This is a genomic window from Streptomyces sp. NPDC058637 (assembly GCF_042717325.1).
In the GTDB taxonomy this organism is placed as follows: Bacteria; Actinomycetota; Actinomycetes; order Streptomycetales; family Streptomycetaceae; genus Streptomyces.
In genome coordinates, this window is record NZ_JBHXRD010000007.1 from 81,817 (window position 1) to 99,943 (window position 18,127).

Here is an 18,127-nt window from a genome sequence, read left to right on the forward strand (position 1 = left end):
CGTCCCCGAGAGCTCGGGGACGCGGCCGGGAGTCGGGGAGCATGGTGGTTGACGACGACGCCGCGAGGCGCGTGCCCCGGCCCCGCGACGCCGCGAAGCCCGCTGCCGGGCCCTCTACGGCGGGAGCCGGGTGGGGCGGGCTGCTGGGGCCCCTGGACGGCCCGCCCCCACAGGCGCGCTCTCCCGCACGGATGAGTTACGTTCACACCATGTCCCAACCCGCCAGGTCCCCCCGTTCCACCGCCGCGCCCGACGCCACGGAGAGTGCCGCAGGCACCCGCGCCGCCGCCCAACGGCTCAGGATGCGCCGTGAGCTGGCCGCGGCGGCCATGGAACTCTTCGCGACGAAGGGGTACGAGGCGACGACGGTCGACGAGATCGCGGGGGCCGCCGGGGTCGCCCGGCGCACGTTCTTCCGCCATTTCCGCTCCAAGGAAGAGGCCATCTTCCCGGACCACGACGACACCCTCGTCAGGGCCGAAGCCGTCCTCAACGCCGCTCCCGCGCACGAGCACCCGCTCGACACGGTGTGCCGCGGCATCAAGGAGGTCATGAAGATGTACGCGGCGAAGCCGGCGGTCTCCGTCGCGCGCTACAAGCTGACCCGCGAGGTCCCCACGCTCCGGCAGGCCGAGATCGCCTCGGTGGCCCGCTACGAGCGGCTGTTCACGCGCTATCTGCTGGGCCACTTCGACGAGCGCGACCACCATGTGGGCAATGACGACCCGCTGCTGGCCGAGGTGGCCGCGTCGGCCGTGGTGACCGCGCACAACCACGTGCTGCGGCGCTGGCTGCGGGGGGACGGCCACGGCGACGTGGAGTCGCAGCTCGACCACGCGTTCGCGATCGTGCGGGACACGTTCGGGACGGGGATCGGTGCCGGGCGGACCGCGGACAGCGAGCCCTCGAAGACCCCGGCCGCCTCGGTGACCACCGGGGGCGAGGTGCTGGTCGCGGTGGCCCGGACCGACGCACCGCTGGACGAGGTCATGCGGACGATCCAGCAGGCCCTGACGGAGCGCTGAGCGGGCGTTCAGCTCTCGACGGGCTGTACGGCCGCCTCGGCCTGCCAGGGCAGGGGAGCTCCGTGGTCGCTCCAGGCGATGAGTCCGGCCAGGTCGACGCACACGATGCCGCACTGCTCCGCGTACTCGAGAGCGGGTTCGGTGAAGGAGGCCGTGGTGACGACGACGGCCACCCCGGCCTCGTGCACGGCGTAGCACGTGCCGCCGAACCGCTGGAGGTCCTGCGAGCCGACCTTGTTCTCGGCCGTGTACCTCTTGCACTGGACGACCAGGCGGCGGCCGTCGGGCGTGGTGCCCACGACATCGGCCCCCAGATCCCCGGCACCGCCGACGACTTCGGCGTCCTCGCAGCCGTCCCGGCGGCAGAGGGCGGCGACGGCCTCCTCGAAGCCGTACGGGTCCATGTTCTCCCAGTCGACCGGCTCGGGGCGCCGTACGGGCTCGGGGACGACGTCGGACCGCTCCTCCAACGCGGCGTCCACCACCTCGTAGGCGGTGTCCAGAGCCGCCGCCGCCGCCCTGGCGGCCGCCGTGCGGTTGCGGCGGTGACGCAGGAGCGCCACGGCCCCGGCGACCGCCGCGGCCACCACGAGGCCGGCCACCCACGGGTGCCGTCCGGCGCTCTCCAGGGCCGTGCGGAGGGTCAGCCCGGCGACGCAGAGCAGTACGGCGACCAGAGCGAAGCCGAACGCCGTCCGGCGGAGGCTGAATTCGGACCGGCGGTCTCTTCGGACGCGTCCGCGCATCGGTATCGGCATCGGGTGCCCCACCCCTGTTCGTCGTGACCTGATCAAGATCACTACCGTGTGCCCCCACCTGCCACGTTGACGCCTCCGCCGGCGGAAACCCGGTGGCCCGGCGGCGCACCCCGTGGTCGGATGCGCGGATGGAACCCCGCAGCACACTGGCCCTTTTCGACCTCGCGATGCGCGAACACGCCCGCCCCGACGGTCCCGGAGTCCTGGTCGAACGAGTGGGCGACGTCGTGCGGCAGACCGGCGGCGCCGACGACTGGAACGGCGTCGTCTGGACGGCCCCGGACCTGGACCCCGTACGCGCCGAGGCGGAGATCGCGGCGCAGGTGGATCACTACACCGCGCTCGGACACGACACGTTCGAATGGAAGCTGTACGCGCACGACAGCCCCGCCGACCTGGGCGAGCGCCTGACCGCGGCCGGTTTCGAGGCCGAGCCGCCGGAGACGCTGCTGCTCGCGCCCGTCGCGGACCTGCCCATGGACGCGGCACCCCCGGAAGGGATCCGGCTGCTGCCGGTGACCGACGCGGCCGGCGTGGAGCTGATGGTCCGGGCGCACGAGCGGGCCTTCGGCACCGACGGCTCGCGGTTGGGCCACCGGATCCTGACCCGGCTCGACGCCGACCCCGGCACCCTGGTGGCCGTGGTGGCGCTGGCGGGCGACGAGCCGGTCTCCTCGGCCCGCATGGAGCTGCACCCGGGCACCGGCTTCGCGGGCCTGTGGGGCGGCGGCACGGCGGCTCCCTGGCGGGGCAGGGGAATCTACCGGGCACTCGTCGCCCATCGCGCCCGGATCGCCGCCGAGCGCGGCTACCGCCATCTGCAGGTCGATGCCACCGATCAGTCGGCCTCGATCCTGCGCCGACTCGGCTTCACGGCCCTGAGCACCACCACGCCGTACGTCCACCGCACCACGCCGCAGGAGCCCGCCCAGCGGCATTGATCAGACATACCGCCCATGATGTTGCTCCTGCGTGCCCAGCAGATGACAAGTGAGAGAAATTGTTGGCACTCGGTGCCTTGCCACCTGTCACGGAGTGCCATACGTTGAAGGTGTCCGGGCGGCCGGCGTGCAGAGACCTCTCGTACGCCGGCTGTCCCCGCAAACCACGTGTCTGCGCGCCCGGGCGCCTGCGTCACAGGCAACCCTTCTGCTCCACCGAGCAGGCCGAAGCACCACCCGCCGAACCGACGGCACACCTCCACACCGCACCGCTCCCCTGTCCACAGGGGTCCTCCGGCGTTCCCTCGGCGCCGGAGACCCGATCTGCCGGAGGCATCACCGTGAAGGAAATCCTGGACGCGATCCAATCGCAGGACAGCACGGCCGCGGACTTCGCGGCCCTGTCCATCCCCGAGTCGTACCGCGCGGTGACCGTGCACAAGGACGAGGCCGAGATGTTCGCCGGCGTCGCCAGCCGTGACAAGGACCCGCGCAAGTCCCTCCACGTGGAGAACGTGCCGGTTCCCGAGCTCGGCCCGGGCGAGGCGCTGGTCGCGGTCATGGCCAGCTCGGTGAACTACAACTCCGTCTGGACCTCGATCTTCGAGCCGGTCTCGACCTTCGGCTTCCTGGAGCGCTACGGCAAGCTCAGCGACCTCAGCAAGCGCCACGACCTCCCGTACCACGTCATCGGCTCCGACCTCGCGGGTGTCGTGCTGCGCACCGGTCCCGGTGTCAACGCCTGGCAGCCGGGCGACGAGGTCGTCGCCCACTGCCTGTCCGTCGAGCTGGAGTCCTCCGACGGTCACAACGACACGATGCTCGACCCCGAGCAGCGCATCTGGGGCTTCGAGACGAACTTCGGCGGACTCGCCGAGATCGCCCTGGTCAAGTCGAACCAGCTGATGCCGAAGCCGCAGCACCTCAGCTGGGAGGAGGCCGCGTCCCCGGGCCTGGTCAACTCCACCGCGTACCGCCAGCTCGTCTCGCGCAACGGCGCCGGCATGAAGCAGGGCGACAACGTGCTGATCTGGGGTGCGAGCGGCGGACTCGGCTCGTACGCCACGCAGTTCGCGCTGGCCGGTGGCGCCAACCCGATCTGTGTCGTCTCCAGCGACCAGAAGGCGGACATCTGCCGGAAGATGGGCGCGACCGCGATCATCGACCGCAACGCCGAGGGCTACAGGTTCTGGAAGGACGAGCACAACCAGGACCCTCGCGAGTGGAAGCGCTTCGGCAAGCGCATCCGTGAGCTGACCGGCGGCGAGGACGTGGACATCGTCTTCGAGCACCCGGGCCGCGAGACCTTCGGCGCGAGCGTGTACGTGACCCGCAAGGGCGGCACGATCGTCACCTGTGCCTCGACCTCGGGCTACAACCACGAGTACGACAACCGCTACCTGTGGATGTCCCTGAAGCGGATCGTGGGCTCGCACTTCGCCAACTACCGCGAGGCCTGGGAGGCCAACCGGCTGGTGGCCAAGGGCAAGATCCACCCGACGCTCTCCAAGGTCTACTCCCTGGAGGACACCGGCCAGGCCGCGTACGACGTGCACCGCAACCTCCACCAGGGCAAGGTCGGCGTCCTCGCGCTGGCGCCCCGCGAGGGCCTGGGCGTGCGCGACGAGGAGCTCCGCGAGCAGCACATCGACGCCATCAACCGCTTCCGCGACGTCTGAGGTCCACCAGATGACTGAGCGCCAGAAGGACCGGCCCTGGCTCATGCGGACGTACGCCGGTCACTCGACCGCCGAGGCGTCCAACGAGCTCTACCGGCGCAACCTCGCCAAGGGACAGACGGGTCTGTCGGTCGCCTTCGACCTGCCGACGCAGACCGGGTACGACCCCGACCACATCCTCGCCCGCGGCGAGGTGGGCCGGGTCGGGGTGCCCGTCTCGCACCTCGGTGACATGCGGCGGCTGTTCCAGGACATCCCGCTGGAACAGATGAACACCTCGATGACGATCAACGCCACCGCGATGTGGCTGCTGGCGCTCTACCAGGTGGTCGCGGAGGAGCAGGGTGCCGATCCCGACAAGCTCCAGGGCACGACGCAGAACGACATCGTGAAGGAGTACCTGTCGCGGGGGACGCACGTCTTCCCGCCCGTTCCCTCGCTGCGGCTGACCACCGACATGATCACGTACACGGTCAACCGCATCCCCAGGTGGAACCCGATCAACATCTGCAGCTACCACCTGCAGGAGGCGGGGGCCACTCCCGTCCAGGAGATCGCCTACGCCATGTCGACGGCCATCGCGGTCCTCGACGCCGTGCGCGACTCCGGACAGGTGCCCGAGGACAAGTTCGGCGACGTCGTCGCACGTATCTCCTTCTTCGTGAACGCGGGCGTCCGCTTCATCGAGGAGATGTGCAAGATGCGGGCCTTCGGCCGCATCTGGGACCGGGTCACCCGCGAGCGGTACGGCATCGTGGACGCCAAGCAGCGCCGCTTCCGCTACGGCGTGCAGGTCAACTCGCTCGGGCTGACCGAGGCGCAGCCGGAGAACAACGTGCAGCGCATCGTCCTGGAGATGCTGGCGGTCACGCTGTCCAAGGACGCCCGCGCCCGCGCGGTGCAGCTGCCCGCCTGGAACGAGGCGCTGGGACTGCCCCGCCCCTGGGACCAGCAGTGGTCGCTCCGCATCCAGCAGGTGCTCGCGCACGAGAGCGACCTGCTGGAGTACGAGGACATCTTCGCCGGGTCCCATGTCATCGAGGCCAAGGTGGACGAGCTGGTCACCGAGTCGCTGGCCGAGATCGACCGGATCCAGCAGATGGGCGGCGCGATGGCCGCCGTCGAGTCCGGCTACCTCAAGTCGGAGCTGGTCTCCTCGCACGCCGCCCGGCGGGCCCGGATCGAGGCCGGCGAGGAGAAGATCGTCGGCGTCAACATCTACGGGACGACCGAGCCGAACCCGCTGACCGCCGATCTGGACGCGGCGGTCATGACGGTGGACCCCGCGAACGAGGCCCGGGTGGTCACCGCCCTGCACGAGTGGCGCGACAACCGCGACGAGGCCCGTGCCTCCGAGGCGCTCGCCGCGCTCAAGAAGGCCGCGGCCGGCACCGAGAACATGATGGCAGCGACCGTGGAGTGCGCCCGGGCGGGCGTCACCACCGGCGAGTGGTCCTGGGCGCTGCGGGACGTCTTCGGCGAGTACCGGGCGCCCACGGGCGTCTCGTCCGCCCCGGTCGCCGTGACCGCCGAGCCGGGCACCCCGCTCGCCGCGGTCCGCGAGGAGGCCGCCCGTACCGCCGAGGACCTGGGCGTGGGCCGGCTGCGTCTGCTGGTGGGCAAGCCTGGCCTGGACGGGCACTCCAACGGCGCCGAGCAGATCGCCGTACGGGCCCGTGACGCGGGCTTCGAGGTGGTCTACCAGGGCATCCGGCTCACCCCGGAGCAGATCGTCTCGGCGGCCGTCGCGGAGGACGTGCACTGCGTCGGCCTGTCGATCCTGTCCGGCTCGCACGCCGAACTGGTGCCGGACGTACTGAACCGGCTGCGCGCGGCGGGCGCGACCGACATCCCGGTGATCGCGGGCGGCATCATTCCGCCCGCCGACGCCGCCGCGCTGATCGGGGCCGGCGTCGCCGCGGTCTTCACCCCGAAGGACTTCGGTATCACGGAGATCATCGGCCGTATCGTCGACGAGATCCGGAAAGCGAACAAGCTCGACCCTCTGGAGGTCACCGCATGACCACGCCCCCGTCGCCCGCCACCGCCCCGATCTCGGGCGGCTCCGCCGCGCACCCCTTGAATCGTCTGCGTCCGCGCCGCTCCTGCCTGGCCGTGCCCGGCTCGAACCCGCGGTTCCTGGAGAAGGCCCAGGGCCTTCCCGCCGACCAGGTCTTCCTCGACCTGGAGGACGCCTGCGCGCCGCTCGCCAAGGAGGGCGCCCGTCACCACATCGTCGACGCGCTCAACAACGGCGACTGGACGGGCAAGACCCGGGTCGTGCGGGTCAACGACTGGACGACGCACTGGACGTACCGCGACGTCATCACGGTCGTCGAGGGCGCGGGACCGAACCTCGACTGCATCATGCTGCCGAAGGTCCAGGACGCCCAGCAGGTCGTCGCGCTGGACCTGCTGCTGACCCAGATCGAGAAGACGATGGGCTTCGAGGTCGGGAGGATCGGCATCGAGGCGCAGATCGAGAACGCCAAGGGCCTGGTGAACATCGACGACATCGCCGCCGCCTCGCCCCGGCTGGAGACCCTGATCTTCGGCCCGGCCGACTTCATGGCCTCGATCAACATGAAGACCCTGGTCGTCGGCCAGCAGCCGCCCGGCTACCCGGCGGACGCGTACCACTACATCCTGATGCGCATCCTGATGGCGGCGCGCACGCACGACCTCCAGGCGATCGACGGACCGTTCCTGCAGATCCGCGACGTGGACGCGTACCGCGAGGTCGCGGGCCGGGCCGCGGCGCTGGGCTTCGACGGCAAGTGGGTGCTGCACCCCGGTCAGGTCGACGCGGCCAACGAGGTGTTCTCGCCCTCGCAGGAGGACTACGACCACGCCGAGCTCATCCTCGACGCGTACGACTGGTGCACCTCGGAGGAGGGCGGCAAGAAGGGCTCGGCGATGCTCGGCGACGAGATGATCGACGAGGCCAGCCGCAAGATGGCACTGGTGATCGCGGGCAAGGGCCGTGCGGCCGGAATGCGGCGCACCTCCAAGTTCGAAGCCCCGGAGGCCTGATCATGCAGTTCGGACGGACCTATGAGGAGTTCGAGATCGGTGCTGTCTACAAGCACTGGCCCGGAAAGACGGTCACGGAATACGACGACCACCTCTTCTGCCTGCTGACCATGAATCACCATCCCCTGCACATGGACAGCAACTACGCGGAGAGCACGACCGATTTCGGAAAGAACGTCGTCGTCGGCAACTACGTCTACTCGCTGCTGCTCGGCATGTCGGTGCCGGACGTCTCCGGCAAGGCGATCGCCAATCTGGAGGTGGAATCGCTGAAGCATGTCGCGCCCACCTTCCACGGCGACACGATCTACGGCGAGACGACCGTGCTCGACAAGACTCCGTCGAGGTCCAGGAGTGACCGCGGCATCGTCCATGTGGAGACAAAGGGATACAAGCAGGACGGCACGGTGGTCTGTGTGTTCCGCCGCAAGGTGATGGTCCCCACCGAGACGTACATCAAGGAGCGGGGCGGAGAGCAGCCCGGCCGCCCGGAGCCGATCCAGCCGCCGCAGAAGAACGTGGAGAAGCAGCCATGAGCCGACTCGCGCAGACCGCCGGTCTGACGGATGTCCAGCGGGAAATCCTCTCCACGGTCAGGGATTTCGTCGACAAGGAGATCCTTCCTGTCGCGACCCGGTTGGAACACCGCGACGAGTACCCGACGGAGATCGTCGAAGGCCTCAAGGAACTCGGCCTGTTCGGGCTGATGATTCCGGAGGAGTACGGCGGTCTGGGCGAGTCGCTCCTCACCTACGCCCTGTGCGTGGAGGAGATCGCCCGCGGCTGGATGAGCGTGTCGGGAATCATCAACACGCACTTCATCGTGGCGTACATGCTCAAGCAGCACGGCACACAGGAGCAGAAGGACACGTTCCTGCCGCGGATGGCGCTGGGCGAGGTGCGGGGCGCGTTCTCGATGTCCGAGCCGGCCCTGGGCTCCGACGTGTCCGCGATCACGTCAAAGGGCGTCAGGGAGGGCGAGGAGTACGTCCTGAACGGCCAGAAGATGTGGCTGACGAACGGCGGAACGTCCACGCTGGTCGCCGTCCTCTGCAAGAGTGACGAAGGACACCCCGAGGGCACGGCCCCGCACAAGTCGATGACGACCTTCCTGGTGGAGAAGGAGGCGGGATTCGGCGAGGTCCGCCCCGGTCTCACCATCCCCGGGAAGATCGACAAGATGGGCTACAAGGGCGTCGACACGACCGAGCTCATCATGGACGGACTGCGCATTCCGGCCAATCGCGTGCTGGGGGGCACGACCGGCCGAGGTTTTTACCAAATGATGGACGGTGTAGAGGTCGGCCGGGTGAATGTCGCCGCGCGTGGCTGCGGTGTCGCACAGCGTGCGTTCGAACTGGGTGTTTCGTACGCGCAGCAGCGTCAGACCTTCGGAAAGCCGATCGCCCAGCACCAGGCGATCCAGTTCAAACTGGCCGAAATGGCCACCAAGGTCGAAGCCGCCCATGCGATGATGGTGAACGCGGCACGCAAAAAGGACTCCGGGCAACGAAACGACCTGGAGGCAGGGATGGCGAAGTACCTCGCCTCCGAGTACTGCAAGGAAGTCGTCGAGGACGCCTTCCGTATCCACGGCGGTTACGGCTTCTCCAAGGAGTACGAGATCGAGCGCCTCTACCGCGAGGCCCCGATGCTGCTGATCGGTGAAGGTACCGCCGAGATCCAGAAAATGATCATCGGTCGCCGGCTCCTCGAGGAGTACCGGTTCCAGGGTTGATTGCCCCTTTCGAGGTGATTTAGTGGCGAAGAACATCACACCGAGTCACCCTCGTCCGGAGCCTTTCAGCTGTCCGACTCGGCTGCTGGCTTGCCCAGTTGCCGCTCGCACCCGATAGCATCGCGGGAAAGCCGCCGTCCCCCCCGTTGCCAGCGCGGCATCATCCGCTACGAAGGTCATCCATGCCCGACAGTCAGAACTCTGCACCACGCGGCGGGGTCCGCCTTGCCCGCGGAGCATCGCCGTGGCTCCTCCCGACCGTCGCCACCGCGGCACTCAGCCTCGCCCGGGCCCGCAGGTCCGGACGCTGGGCCGCCGTGGCCGTGCCCACCACCGCGCTCGCGGCGGGCATGCTGTGGTTCTTCCGCGACCCCGAGCGCGAGATCACCCAGGGTCGTGTCATCTCGCCGGCCGACGGCGTGGTGCAGAGCATCATGCCGTGGAAGGACGGGCGCACCCGCGTCGCGATCTTCATGAGCCCGCTGAATGTGCACGTCAACCGGGCGCCCCTGTCCGGCACCGTCACATCGGTCGAGCACGTCCCGGGCGGGTTCGTCCCGGCGTTCAACAAGGAGAGCGAGAACAACGAGCGCGTTGTCTGGCACTTCGACACCGAGCTCGGCGACATCGAGATGGTGCAGATCGCGGGAGCGGTCGCCCGTCGCATCGTGCCCTACATCCCGCAGGGTACGAAGGTGGAGCAGGGCGAACGCATCGGTCTGATCCGGTTCGGCTCGCGCGTCGACATCTACCTTCCGGAAGGTATCGATGTCGCGGTCGAGGTCGGCCAGGCCACCACCGCGGGGGTGACTCGAATTGACCGTGATTGATCCTGATACACAGGCCGGCTGGGTGCCGGAGGCCGTCGAGGACGAGGACTCCGACGGCACGGAGGACATGCCGCTCTCCATGCGGCTGTCGATAGCGGACACGCTCACCCTCGGTAACGCCACGTGCGGTTTCATGGCGGTGTACTTCACCACCACGGGGATCCTCATCCCGCACCTCACGGGCAGCGACGAGACGGGCATGGCCCGGCACTCCGCGGCCACCGCGGTCATCCTCATGCTCATGGCCGCCGTGTTCGACCTCTTCGACGGGCTCGTGGCGCGCAAGCTGCGTTCCTCGCCGATGGGCGCGGAGCTGGACAACCTCTCCGACCTGATCAGTTTCGGGCTCGCCCCGGCGTACTTCGTGCTGGTGTACGGGATGGTCGCGGACGACGCGCACCAGAGGGTGTCGGCGCTCGCGGCGATCGTCGTGCTGCTGGCGGTGGTGCTTAGGCTTGCCAGATTCTCGTGCGTCACACTGAAGGACGGCATGTTCCAGGGCATGCCGAGCCCCTTCGGAGCGCTCACGGTCGTCTCGATCGTGCTTCTGGAGCTGCCCTTCGTGCCGACGCTGCTCGCGATCGTCGGAGTGGCGTGGCTGATGGTCAGCCGGGTCGAGTACCCGAAGCCGCGGGGTGTCCTCGCGGTGGCGATGCTCAGCTGGATCGTGGCCGCGATGGGGCTCCTCGCCGCATGGGCGTTCGACGCACCCGGCGGTCAGCTGCTCCTGCAGACCGGCTGTGCGCTGCAGGTGGTGATGGGCGCGGTGATCCCGCTCTTCGCCACGGCTCGGCGGGTGAACACCTTCCGCGGCAACCGGCGTGAGGCGCGGGCGGCACAGCTCCCGTAGCCGCACGGAACAGACAGTCACGAGGGCCCGGATGCTCCCCAGCATCCGGGCCCTCGCGCGTGCGGGGTGATCGCGATGTCCCCGACGCACAGTGGGCGTATTGTCCATATAAGTCGTATCGACAGGATGCCCGGACAAGCCGTCGTCACCGGATGCCCCGCCGCTCGTCACGGAGAAGGGTCGAGAGGGTGCAGGACCAAGCCGCCTCCACCGCCGCCACGGGTTCCGGCACGGAGCTCCTGGACAGCGCCGTGGCGCACCTCGTGCGGGAGGCCGGGGCGTCCGTCGCCATGCTGTACCTGCTGCCGCGGAACGAGACAACCCTCCACCTGGCGGTGCTGTCGGGGGTCCCCTGGCAGCTGGCGACCCCGTGGAACCGGGTCACGCTGTCCGCCCCGATCCCGGTGGCCGACGCCGTGCGGCACCGGTGCCTGATCTGGCTGGGCAGCCAGGAGGAGCTGGCCCGGCGCTATCCGCGGCCCGCGCTCGTGATGCCGTACCGGTTCTCGCTGTGTGCCGCCCCGATCCGTACGGGCGACATCGACCGGGGTGGGGTCGTACTGCTGTGGCCCGGCTCGCACGCGCCGCAGCTGACGCCCCAGGAGCGGGACGCCATGGTCACCGCCTGCCACGGCATCGGGATGCTGCTCCAGCAGGCCGAGAGCGGCGGCCTCCCCGTGCTGCCGGGCATCCAGCCCCGGGTGCTCGCCCCGCCGGAGCCTCCCGTGCCCGAGCCGGCCGAGGCGGCGGCCGCCATGGAGTTCGTCCAGCGGCTGCCCGGGGGGAGCTGCGCACTGGCCCTGGACGGGTCGATCACCTTCCTGAACGACGCCGCCGCGGACCTGCTGGGCATCCGGGCCGCGGACGTCCTGGGCACGCTCCCCTGGGTGTCACTGCCGTGGATGGACGACCCTGCCGCCGAGGACCACTACCGGGCCGCGGTCATCGGCCGCCAGCAGACGTCCTTCACCGCTCTCCGGCCGCCGGACCGTCTGCTGTCCTTCCACCTCTTCCCGAACGCCTCGGGCATCAGCGTCCGGATCACCCCCGCCGGCGAACCCGACCCGGGGACGTCCCAGGCGCCCCGGCTGTACACCGCGACGGCCGTGCCGAGCCGGGCGACCGCCCTCTACCATCTGATGCACCTGGCCGCCACGCTCACGGAGGCCGTCGGCACCCAGGACGTCATCGAGCTGGCGGGCGACCAGCTGATGCCCGCCTTCCGGATCCAGACCCTGATCCTCATGACCTCGGCGGAGGGCCGGCTGCGGATCGAGGGCCGGCGCGGCCTGCACCCCACGCTCATGGACCGCTTCGACGGCGCTGCGCTGAACGCGGACACCCCGGCGGCACACGTCCTGGTGACGGGCGTTCCCGGCTTCTACGCCGACTTTTCCGGGCTGGAGCGCGCCTACCCCGCCGCGGGCCTGCGCAGGGCCGTCGCCGCGAGCGCCTTCCTCCCCCTCATCGTCTCCGGGCGTCCCGTCGGTTCGCTGGTGCTCGCCTACGACCGGGACCACGTCTTCGAGCCGGAGGAACGCGCCCTGCTCACCTCGATCGCGGGACTGCTCGCCCAGGCCCTGGACCGTGCCCGCCTCTACGACACCAAGGACCGGCTCGCGCACAGCCTCCAGGCCCACCTCCTCCCCCACACCCTGCCGCGGGTCGAGGGCCTGGACGTCGCGGCCCGCTACCTCCCGGCCACCCGTGGCATGGGCATCGGCGGGGACTTCTACGACCTGATCCGCCTGGACGACAGCACGGCCGCGGTGACCATCGGTGACGTACAGGGGCACAACGTGAACGCCGCGGCGCTCATGGGGCAGGTCCGCACCGCCGTGCACGCCTCGGCGGGCGCGCCGCCCGACGAGGTCCTCGCCCGCACCAACCGGCTGCTGACCGACCTCGACCCGGACCTGTTCACCAGCTGCCTGTACGTCCATCTCGACCTCGCCGGGCACCGCGCCGTACTGGCCACGGCGGGCCATCCGCCACCCCTGGTGCGGCAGCCCGACGGGCAGACCGAGGTGCTCGGGCTGCCCCCCGGTCTGCTGCTCGGCATCGATCCCTCGTCGCGCTACCCGACGGCCGAGATCCCGCTGCTCCCGGGCGCGGCGCTCGCCCTCTACACCGACGGACTCGTGGAGGCGCCGGGTCTGGACTTCGACGACGCCGTCGCCGAACTGGCCGAGCACTTCGCCCTGGCGCTGGACCAGACCATGGACGAGGTCGCCGACACGCTCGTCCGGTACGCGAAGCGGTTCACGCCCGGTAGCGACGACATCGCGCTGCTCCTCGTCAACGCGCTGCGGACGGACGACTCAGAGCCGTGAAGCGCGGAATTGTCGCGCGTGAGTCACTAATTTGAGTTCTGAGCACGAAATCTTGCGCAGCAGCGTGGACTTCCTTGCGGGGATGCTCCTAGCCTGTGGGGCGTCCGCAGAGCCCCCACGAGCCGCAAGGACGACCACACGTGACCCCACCAGAAGGACGACGCCTGCTCAGGCGCTCCCTGTCCGCCTCCCTCTCCCTGGCACTCGTCGCCGCCGGTACCGCCGCGGTGGTCGTGCTGGCCGGGGCGCCGCCCGCCCAGGCCGCCGCCGTGCCCGCACCGTCGCCCGTCGGGATACCGGGCCGGGGCGCCACCGTCCCGTTCGTCGAACAGGAGGCCGAGTACGCCGCCACCAACGGCACGCTCATCGGGCCGGACCGGCTGTACGGCTCGCTGCCGTCGGAGGCGTCGGGCCGGCAGGCCGTCACCCTCGACGCGGCGGGTGAGTACGTGGAGTTCACCCTCACCGCTCCGGCGAACGCGATGACCTTCCGCTACTCACTGCCGGACAACTCCGCCGGGACGGGCCGGGACGCCTCGATCGACGTACGGGTGAACGGCTCCTCGCTCAAGAGCGTGCCGGTGACCTCGAAGTACGGCTGGTACTACGGGGGTTATCCCTTCAACAACAACCCGGGCGACACCGACCCGCACCACTTCTACGACGAGACCCGGACGATGCTCGGGTCGACTCTGGCCGCCGGTACGAAGGTCCGGCTCCAGGTGACGTCCACCGCCGCCTCCCCGTCGTTCACGATCGACCTGGCGGACTTCGAGCGGGTCGGCGCGCCGGTCGGCAAGCCCTCCGGGGCCTTGGACGTGGTGGGTGACTTCGGTGCCGACCCGACGGGTGCCGCCGACTCCACCGCGAAGATCCAGGCGGCGGTCGACGCGGGCCGCGCCCAGGGCAAGGAGGTGTACATCCCGCAGGGCACCTTCCGGGTCACCGACCACGTCGTCGTCGACAAGGTGACCCTGCGAGGCGCGGGCCCCTGGTACAGCGTGCTGACGGGCCGCCACGCCACGGACCGGAGCAAGGCGGTCGGGGTCTACGGGAAGTACGCCGCGCAGGGCGGCAGCAGCGGTGTCGTCCTCAAGGACTTCGCCATCATCGGCGACATCCGTGAGCGCGTGGACAACGACCAGGTCAACGCCATCGGCGGGGCGATGTCCGACTCGGTCGTCGACAACGTCTGGATGCAGCACACCAAGTGCGGCGCCTGGATGGACGGCCCGATGGACAACTTCACCATCAGGAACAGCCGCATCCTGGACCAGACCGCCGACGGCGTGAACTTCCACTACGGCGTCACGAACTCCACGGTCACCAACACCTTCGTCCGCAACACCGGGGACGACGGCCTGGCCATGTGGGCCGAGAACATCCCGAACGTGAAGAACAAGTTCACGTTCAACACGGTGATCCTGCCGATCCTCGCCAACAACATCGTCACGTACGGCGGCAAGGACATCACGATCTCCGACAACGTCATGTCGGACACGATCACCAACGGCGGCGGCCTGCACATCGCGAACCGCTATCCGGGGGTCGACTCCGGCCGGGGCACGGCTGTCTCGGGCACACACACGGCCGCCCGCAACACCCTGATCCGGACAGGTAACAACGACTACAACTGGCAGTTCGGCGTCGGCGCGATCTGGTTCAGCGGACTCAACGAACCGATCAGCGACGCCACGATCAACATCACCGACAGCGAGATCCTGGACAGCTCCTACGCGGCGATCCACCTCATCGAGGGCGCCACGAACGGGTTGCGCTTCGACAACATCGAGATCGACGGTGCGGGCACGTACGCCCTGCAGATCCAGGCCCCGGGCTCGGCCTCGTTCAGCGGGGTGAGGGCCACGAACATCGCGCAGTCCAACCCGATCCACAACTGCGTGGGCAGCGGCTTCCGGATCACCCGGGGTGCCGGAAACTCCGGCTGGTACGCCGACCCGCCCGTCTGCACCGGCACCTGGCCCGCCCCGGTGTGGACCAACGGCGGGGTGCCGGGCGGCCCGACGGATCCCACGGACCCGACCGACCCTCCGGACCCGACCGATCCGCCCGAGGAGACGGGCAACCTCGCACAGGGCCGTACGGTCACCGAGACCAGCCACGCCGATGTGTACGGCGCCGGCAACGCGGTGGACGGCAACGCGAACAGCTACTGGGAGAGCCGGAACAACGCCTTCCCGCAGTCCGTCACCGTGGACCTGGGCGCCGCGAAGGCAGTCAAACGTCTGGTGCTGAAGCTTCCCCCGGCCGCCGCCTGGGCCACCCGTACGCAGACCGTCACCGTCTCGGGCAGCACCGACAACTCCACGTACAACTCCCTGAAGGCGTCCACGGGTTACACCTTCGACCCGTCGAGCGGCAACACCGCCACCCTCACCCTCCCGGGGACACCGGTCCGCCATGTGCGGCTGACGTTCACCGGGAACACCGGATGGCCGGCGGCACAGCTGTCCGAGCTGGAGGCCTACACCGGCTGACCGGACACACGGACGGGCCCGGCCTCGGTGGCCGGGCCCGTCCTGGTGTGCGGCGGGGTCAGGACTTCGGTGTGAAGGTCTCCGCCGCCGCGGCCACCTCGGCCGGGCGGACCACCTTGAGGCCGCCGGGGGTCTTGGCGTCCGGCTTCATGACGACGGTCTCCTTGGTGGAGGGGGCCGCCGGGTCGGTGAAGTCGTGCGAGATCCCGAAGTCGCTGCCGAATCCCTTGATGGACAGCAGGGCCTTGCCGACGCCCGCACGGGTGAGGTCCTTGGACTCGCAGGCCTTCTTCAGCGCCTCGCCGAAGACGGAGGCCGCGTTGTATCCGGCGATGACCCCGTTGTCGAGGCCGTCCTTCGGGTACTGGGCCGCGTACGCCTTGGAGAGCTTGGCCGGACCCTCGGCCGGGTCCCCGATGGGCAGGGTGGAGGCGCCGATGTAGTAGTCCTTCTGCAGTGCCGCGCCCGCCTGGGTCGCGAGGAGCTGCGGGGCGTAGGCCGAGTTGTTGCCCACGACGGGGACGTCGAAGCCGGTGGCGGCGGCGACGCCGACCAGGGAGGCCGCCTGACGCGGTCCGGCACTGATGACGATCGCCTTGACGCCGGCCTGCTTGAGCGCGGACACCTGGGCGGTCATGTCGTTGTCGGTCGGCTTGATCTTCTGCTCGACCACGGTGAGGCCCGCCTCCTTCGCCACGTGCTTGGAGCCGGCCAGGGCGTTCTCGCCGTAGTCGCCCTCGAAGTAGACGTGACCGATCTTGTCGCCCTTGGCGATGCGCTTCTCGGCCAGGAGGAAGTCGATCAGGTTGATCGTCTCGACGTCGTACGTGGCGCCGATGACCCGGACGTACTCGGAGCCCAGGAGGCTCGCGGACCAGGCCTGCGGCAGGACGATCCCCTTGTCCTGGCCGTCGACGCGCTGTTCGACGGCGGCGACGAACGGGGAGCCGATGAACTGGGCGAATCCCAGCACGTCCGGTTCCAGCTCGGTGTAGGCGGCGATGGCCTTCTGCGGGTCGTAGCCGTGGTCGCGGACCGTCAGCTCGATCTGCCGGTCGCAGATGCCGCCCGCGGCGTTGGTCTCCTTCACCCACAGCTGCTGGGCCTGGGTGACGCTCTTGCCCAGCGAGGCGTACACACCGGTCATGTCGGTGAGGGCACCGAGGGTGATCTTGGAGTCGGTGACCCCCTCACCGGTCTTCATGCCGGTCTTGTCCGTACCGGCACCGTCGTCCGTGGTGGCCTTCCCGCTGCACCCGACGAGGGTGAGGGTGAGGGCCGCGAGGACCGCTCCGTAGACACGCAGTTTCATTTCTTCTCCCCTGGATTCTTCAGACGCGTAAGGCCGCCGGGCAGGAACAGGACCACCGCGACCACCGCGGCGCCGTACAGATAGCGGGACGCCTCGCCCGGTGTCAGCCCGCCCGTTCCGGGGGCCGACACGAGGGGCAGGGAGTCGCTGTAGTGGGTGAGCACCTGCGGGAGCAGGGTGACGAACGCGGCGCCGATCACGGCTCCGGCGACGCTGCCGAGCCCGCCGATGACGATCATGGCGAGGTATTCGAGGGACAGGACCATGCCGAAGTACTCGGGCACGGTCCGCTGGAAGACCAGTGCGAGAAGGACGCCGGCGAGGCCCGCGTACATGGACGACAGGACGAACACCCCGGCCCGGTACTTCGCCACCGGTACGCCCATCACCCCGGCCGCGATGCGGTGGTCCCGGACGGCGTTGAGCGCCCGGCCGGGCCTGCCGCGCAGCACCCCGCGGGCGAAGACCGCGCTGAAGGCGAGGGCGGCCAGCGCCACGTACCAGAGCTTCTCCGAAGCCTGGAAGGGCACCGCGGCGACGATCACCTCGGTGTCGTCGAAGGTGAATCCGAACAGCGAGAGCGGGGGCACGGCACGGCCGTTGAAGCCGCCGGTGAGCGAGCCCGCGTTGAACAGCACATGCTGTCCGATGAAGATCAGCGCGAGCGTGGCGATACCGAGGTACGCGCCGCGCAGCCGGCCCGCGATGGGGCTGAACAGTCCGCCCGCCGCGCCCGCCAGCAGGACGGCGAGGATCGCCGCGAGCCAGGTGGGGAGGCCGAGGCCGCTCAGTTCGTGGCCGTTCTCGGTGCTGCTCTCCCCCGCCAGGATGCAGTAGCCGTAGGCACCGACGGCGAGGAAGAAGGCGTGGCCCATGGAGAGCTGGCCGGTGCTTCCGGTGAGCAGGTTGATCCCGATCGCCCCGATCGCGGCGGCCATCGCGAAGAGTCCGGCCTGGAGCCAGAAGCGGTCCAGGTAGAACGGGAGGAGGAGCAGCAGGACGGAACCGGCGAGCCAGAGGTAGGTGCGGACGCTCCGCAGCGGTCCGGTGAGCGAACGCCCGGCGGCCGGGGCCGCCTTCGGTCCGGCGGCCGGTCCCACGGACGGTTCCCGCGCGGTGTCGGGCATGGC

The 18,127-nt window shown here is 69.7% G+C and carries 14 protein-coding genes; 11 read left to right on the forward strand and 3 right to left on the reverse strand.

The genetic code is table 11. From position 1 onward, the window contains the following. Nucleotides 1-209 precede the first annotated feature (209 nt). A complete protein-coding gene (locus tag ACFWVP_RS08980) occupies nt 210-1,025 on the forward strand; it encodes a TetR family transcriptional regulator (RefSeq protein WP_384494870.1) in 816 nt (271 codons plus the stop codon). A gap of 8 nt (nt 1,026-1,033) precedes the next feature. Here ACFWVP_RS08980 and ACFWVP_RS08985 read toward each other — a convergent pair whose 3' ends face one another. Then, on the reverse strand, nt 1,034-1,783 hold the full coding sequence (locus ACFWVP_RS08985) for a restriction endonuclease (protein ID WP_384494872.1): 750 nt from the start codon (nt 1,781-1,783) through the stop codon (nt 1,034-1,036). Nucleotides 1,784-1,911: 128 nt separating this feature from the next. Here ACFWVP_RS08985 and ACFWVP_RS08990 point away from each other — a divergent pair, with 128 nt between their 5' ends. The 10 genes from ACFWVP_RS08990 to ACFWVP_RS09035 all read left to right on the forward strand — a co-directional run bounded on the left by ACFWVP_RS08990 (nt 1,912) and on the right by ACFWVP_RS09035 (nt 15,685). Then, entirely contained in the window at nt 1,912-2,724 is an 813-nt protein-coding gene (locus ACFWVP_RS08990; protein WP_384494874.1) for a GNAT family N-acetyltransferase, read from the forward strand. A gap of 341 nt (nt 2,725-3,065) precedes the next feature. Beyond that, nucleotides 3,066-4,403 (forward strand): crotonyl-CoA carboxylase/reductase, encoded by a 1,338-nt coding sequence (gene ccrA, locus ACFWVP_RS08995; protein WP_384494876.1) that lies wholly within the window; start codon nt 3,066-3,068, stop codon nt 4,401-4,403. A 10-nt stretch (nt 4,404-4,413) separates the two neighbouring features. Further along, entirely contained in the window at nt 4,414-6,426 is a 2,013-nt protein-coding gene (locus ACFWVP_RS09000) for a protein meaA (RefSeq protein WP_384494878.1), read from the forward strand. Next, nucleotides 6,423-7,436 (forward strand): HpcH/HpaI aldolase/citrate lyase family protein, encoded by a 1,014-nt coding sequence (locus tag ACFWVP_RS09005; protein WP_384494880.1) that lies wholly within the window; start codon nt 6,423-6,425, stop codon nt 7,434-7,436. Before ACFWVP_RS09000 ends, ACFWVP_RS09005 begins: the two co-directional genes overlap by 4 nt. 2 nt (nt 7,437-7,438) lie before the next feature. Further along, nucleotides 7,439-7,972 (forward strand): MaoC family dehydratase, encoded by a 534-nt coding sequence (locus ACFWVP_RS09010; RefSeq protein ID WP_384494882.1) that lies wholly within the window; start codon nt 7,439-7,441, stop codon nt 7,970-7,972. Further along, nucleotides 7,969-9,174: an acyl-CoA dehydrogenase family protein gene (locus tag ACFWVP_RS09015; protein WP_384494884.1), complete on the forward strand. Its 1,206-nt coding sequence runs from the start codon at nt 7,969-7,971 to the stop codon at nt 9,172-9,174. Before ACFWVP_RS09010 ends, ACFWVP_RS09015 begins: the two co-directional genes overlap by 4 nt. A gap of 182 nt (nt 9,175-9,356) precedes the next feature. Then, complete coding sequence (locus ACFWVP_RS09020) at nt 9,357-10,004, forward strand: phosphatidylserine decarboxylase (protein WP_384494886.1); 648 nt, start codon at nt 9,357-9,359, stop codon at nt 10,002-10,004. Then, on the forward strand, nt 9,991-10,854 hold the full coding sequence (gene pssA, locus ACFWVP_RS09025; RefSeq protein ID WP_384494888.1) for a CDP-diacylglycerol--serine O-phosphatidyltransferase: 864 nt from the start codon (nt 9,991-9,993) through the stop codon (nt 10,852-10,854). Before ACFWVP_RS09020 ends, pssA begins: the two co-directional genes overlap by 14 nt. Before the next feature lie 188 nt (nt 10,855-11,042). Beyond that, complete coding sequence (locus ACFWVP_RS09030; RefSeq protein ID WP_384494890.1) at nt 11,043-13,187, forward strand: SpoIIE family protein phosphatase; 2,145 nt, start codon at nt 11,043-11,045, stop codon at nt 13,185-13,187. A gap of 140 nt (nt 13,188-13,327) precedes the next feature. Further along, nucleotides 13,328-15,685 carry a discoidin domain-containing protein gene (locus ACFWVP_RS09035; protein WP_384494892.1) on the forward strand — a complete coding sequence of 786 codons (2,358 nt, stop codon included), beginning with the start codon at nt 13,328-13,330 and terminating at the stop codon, nt 15,683-15,685. Between the two features lie 58 nt (nt 15,686-15,743). Here the strand turns inward: ACFWVP_RS09035 and ACFWVP_RS09040 are convergent, their stop codons facing one another. Beyond that, entirely contained in the window at nt 15,744-16,997 is a 1,254-nt protein-coding gene (locus tag ACFWVP_RS09040) for an ABC transporter substrate-binding protein (RefSeq protein ID WP_384494894.1), read from the reverse strand. Beyond that, entirely contained in the window at nt 16,994-18,124 is a 1,131-nt protein-coding gene (locus tag ACFWVP_RS09045) for a branched-chain amino acid ABC transporter permease (RefSeq protein ID WP_384495155.1), read from the reverse strand. The genes ACFWVP_RS09040 and ACFWVP_RS09045 overlap by 4 nt, the downstream gene beginning before the upstream one ends. Between the last annotated feature and the right edge of the window lie 3 nt (nt 18,125-18,127).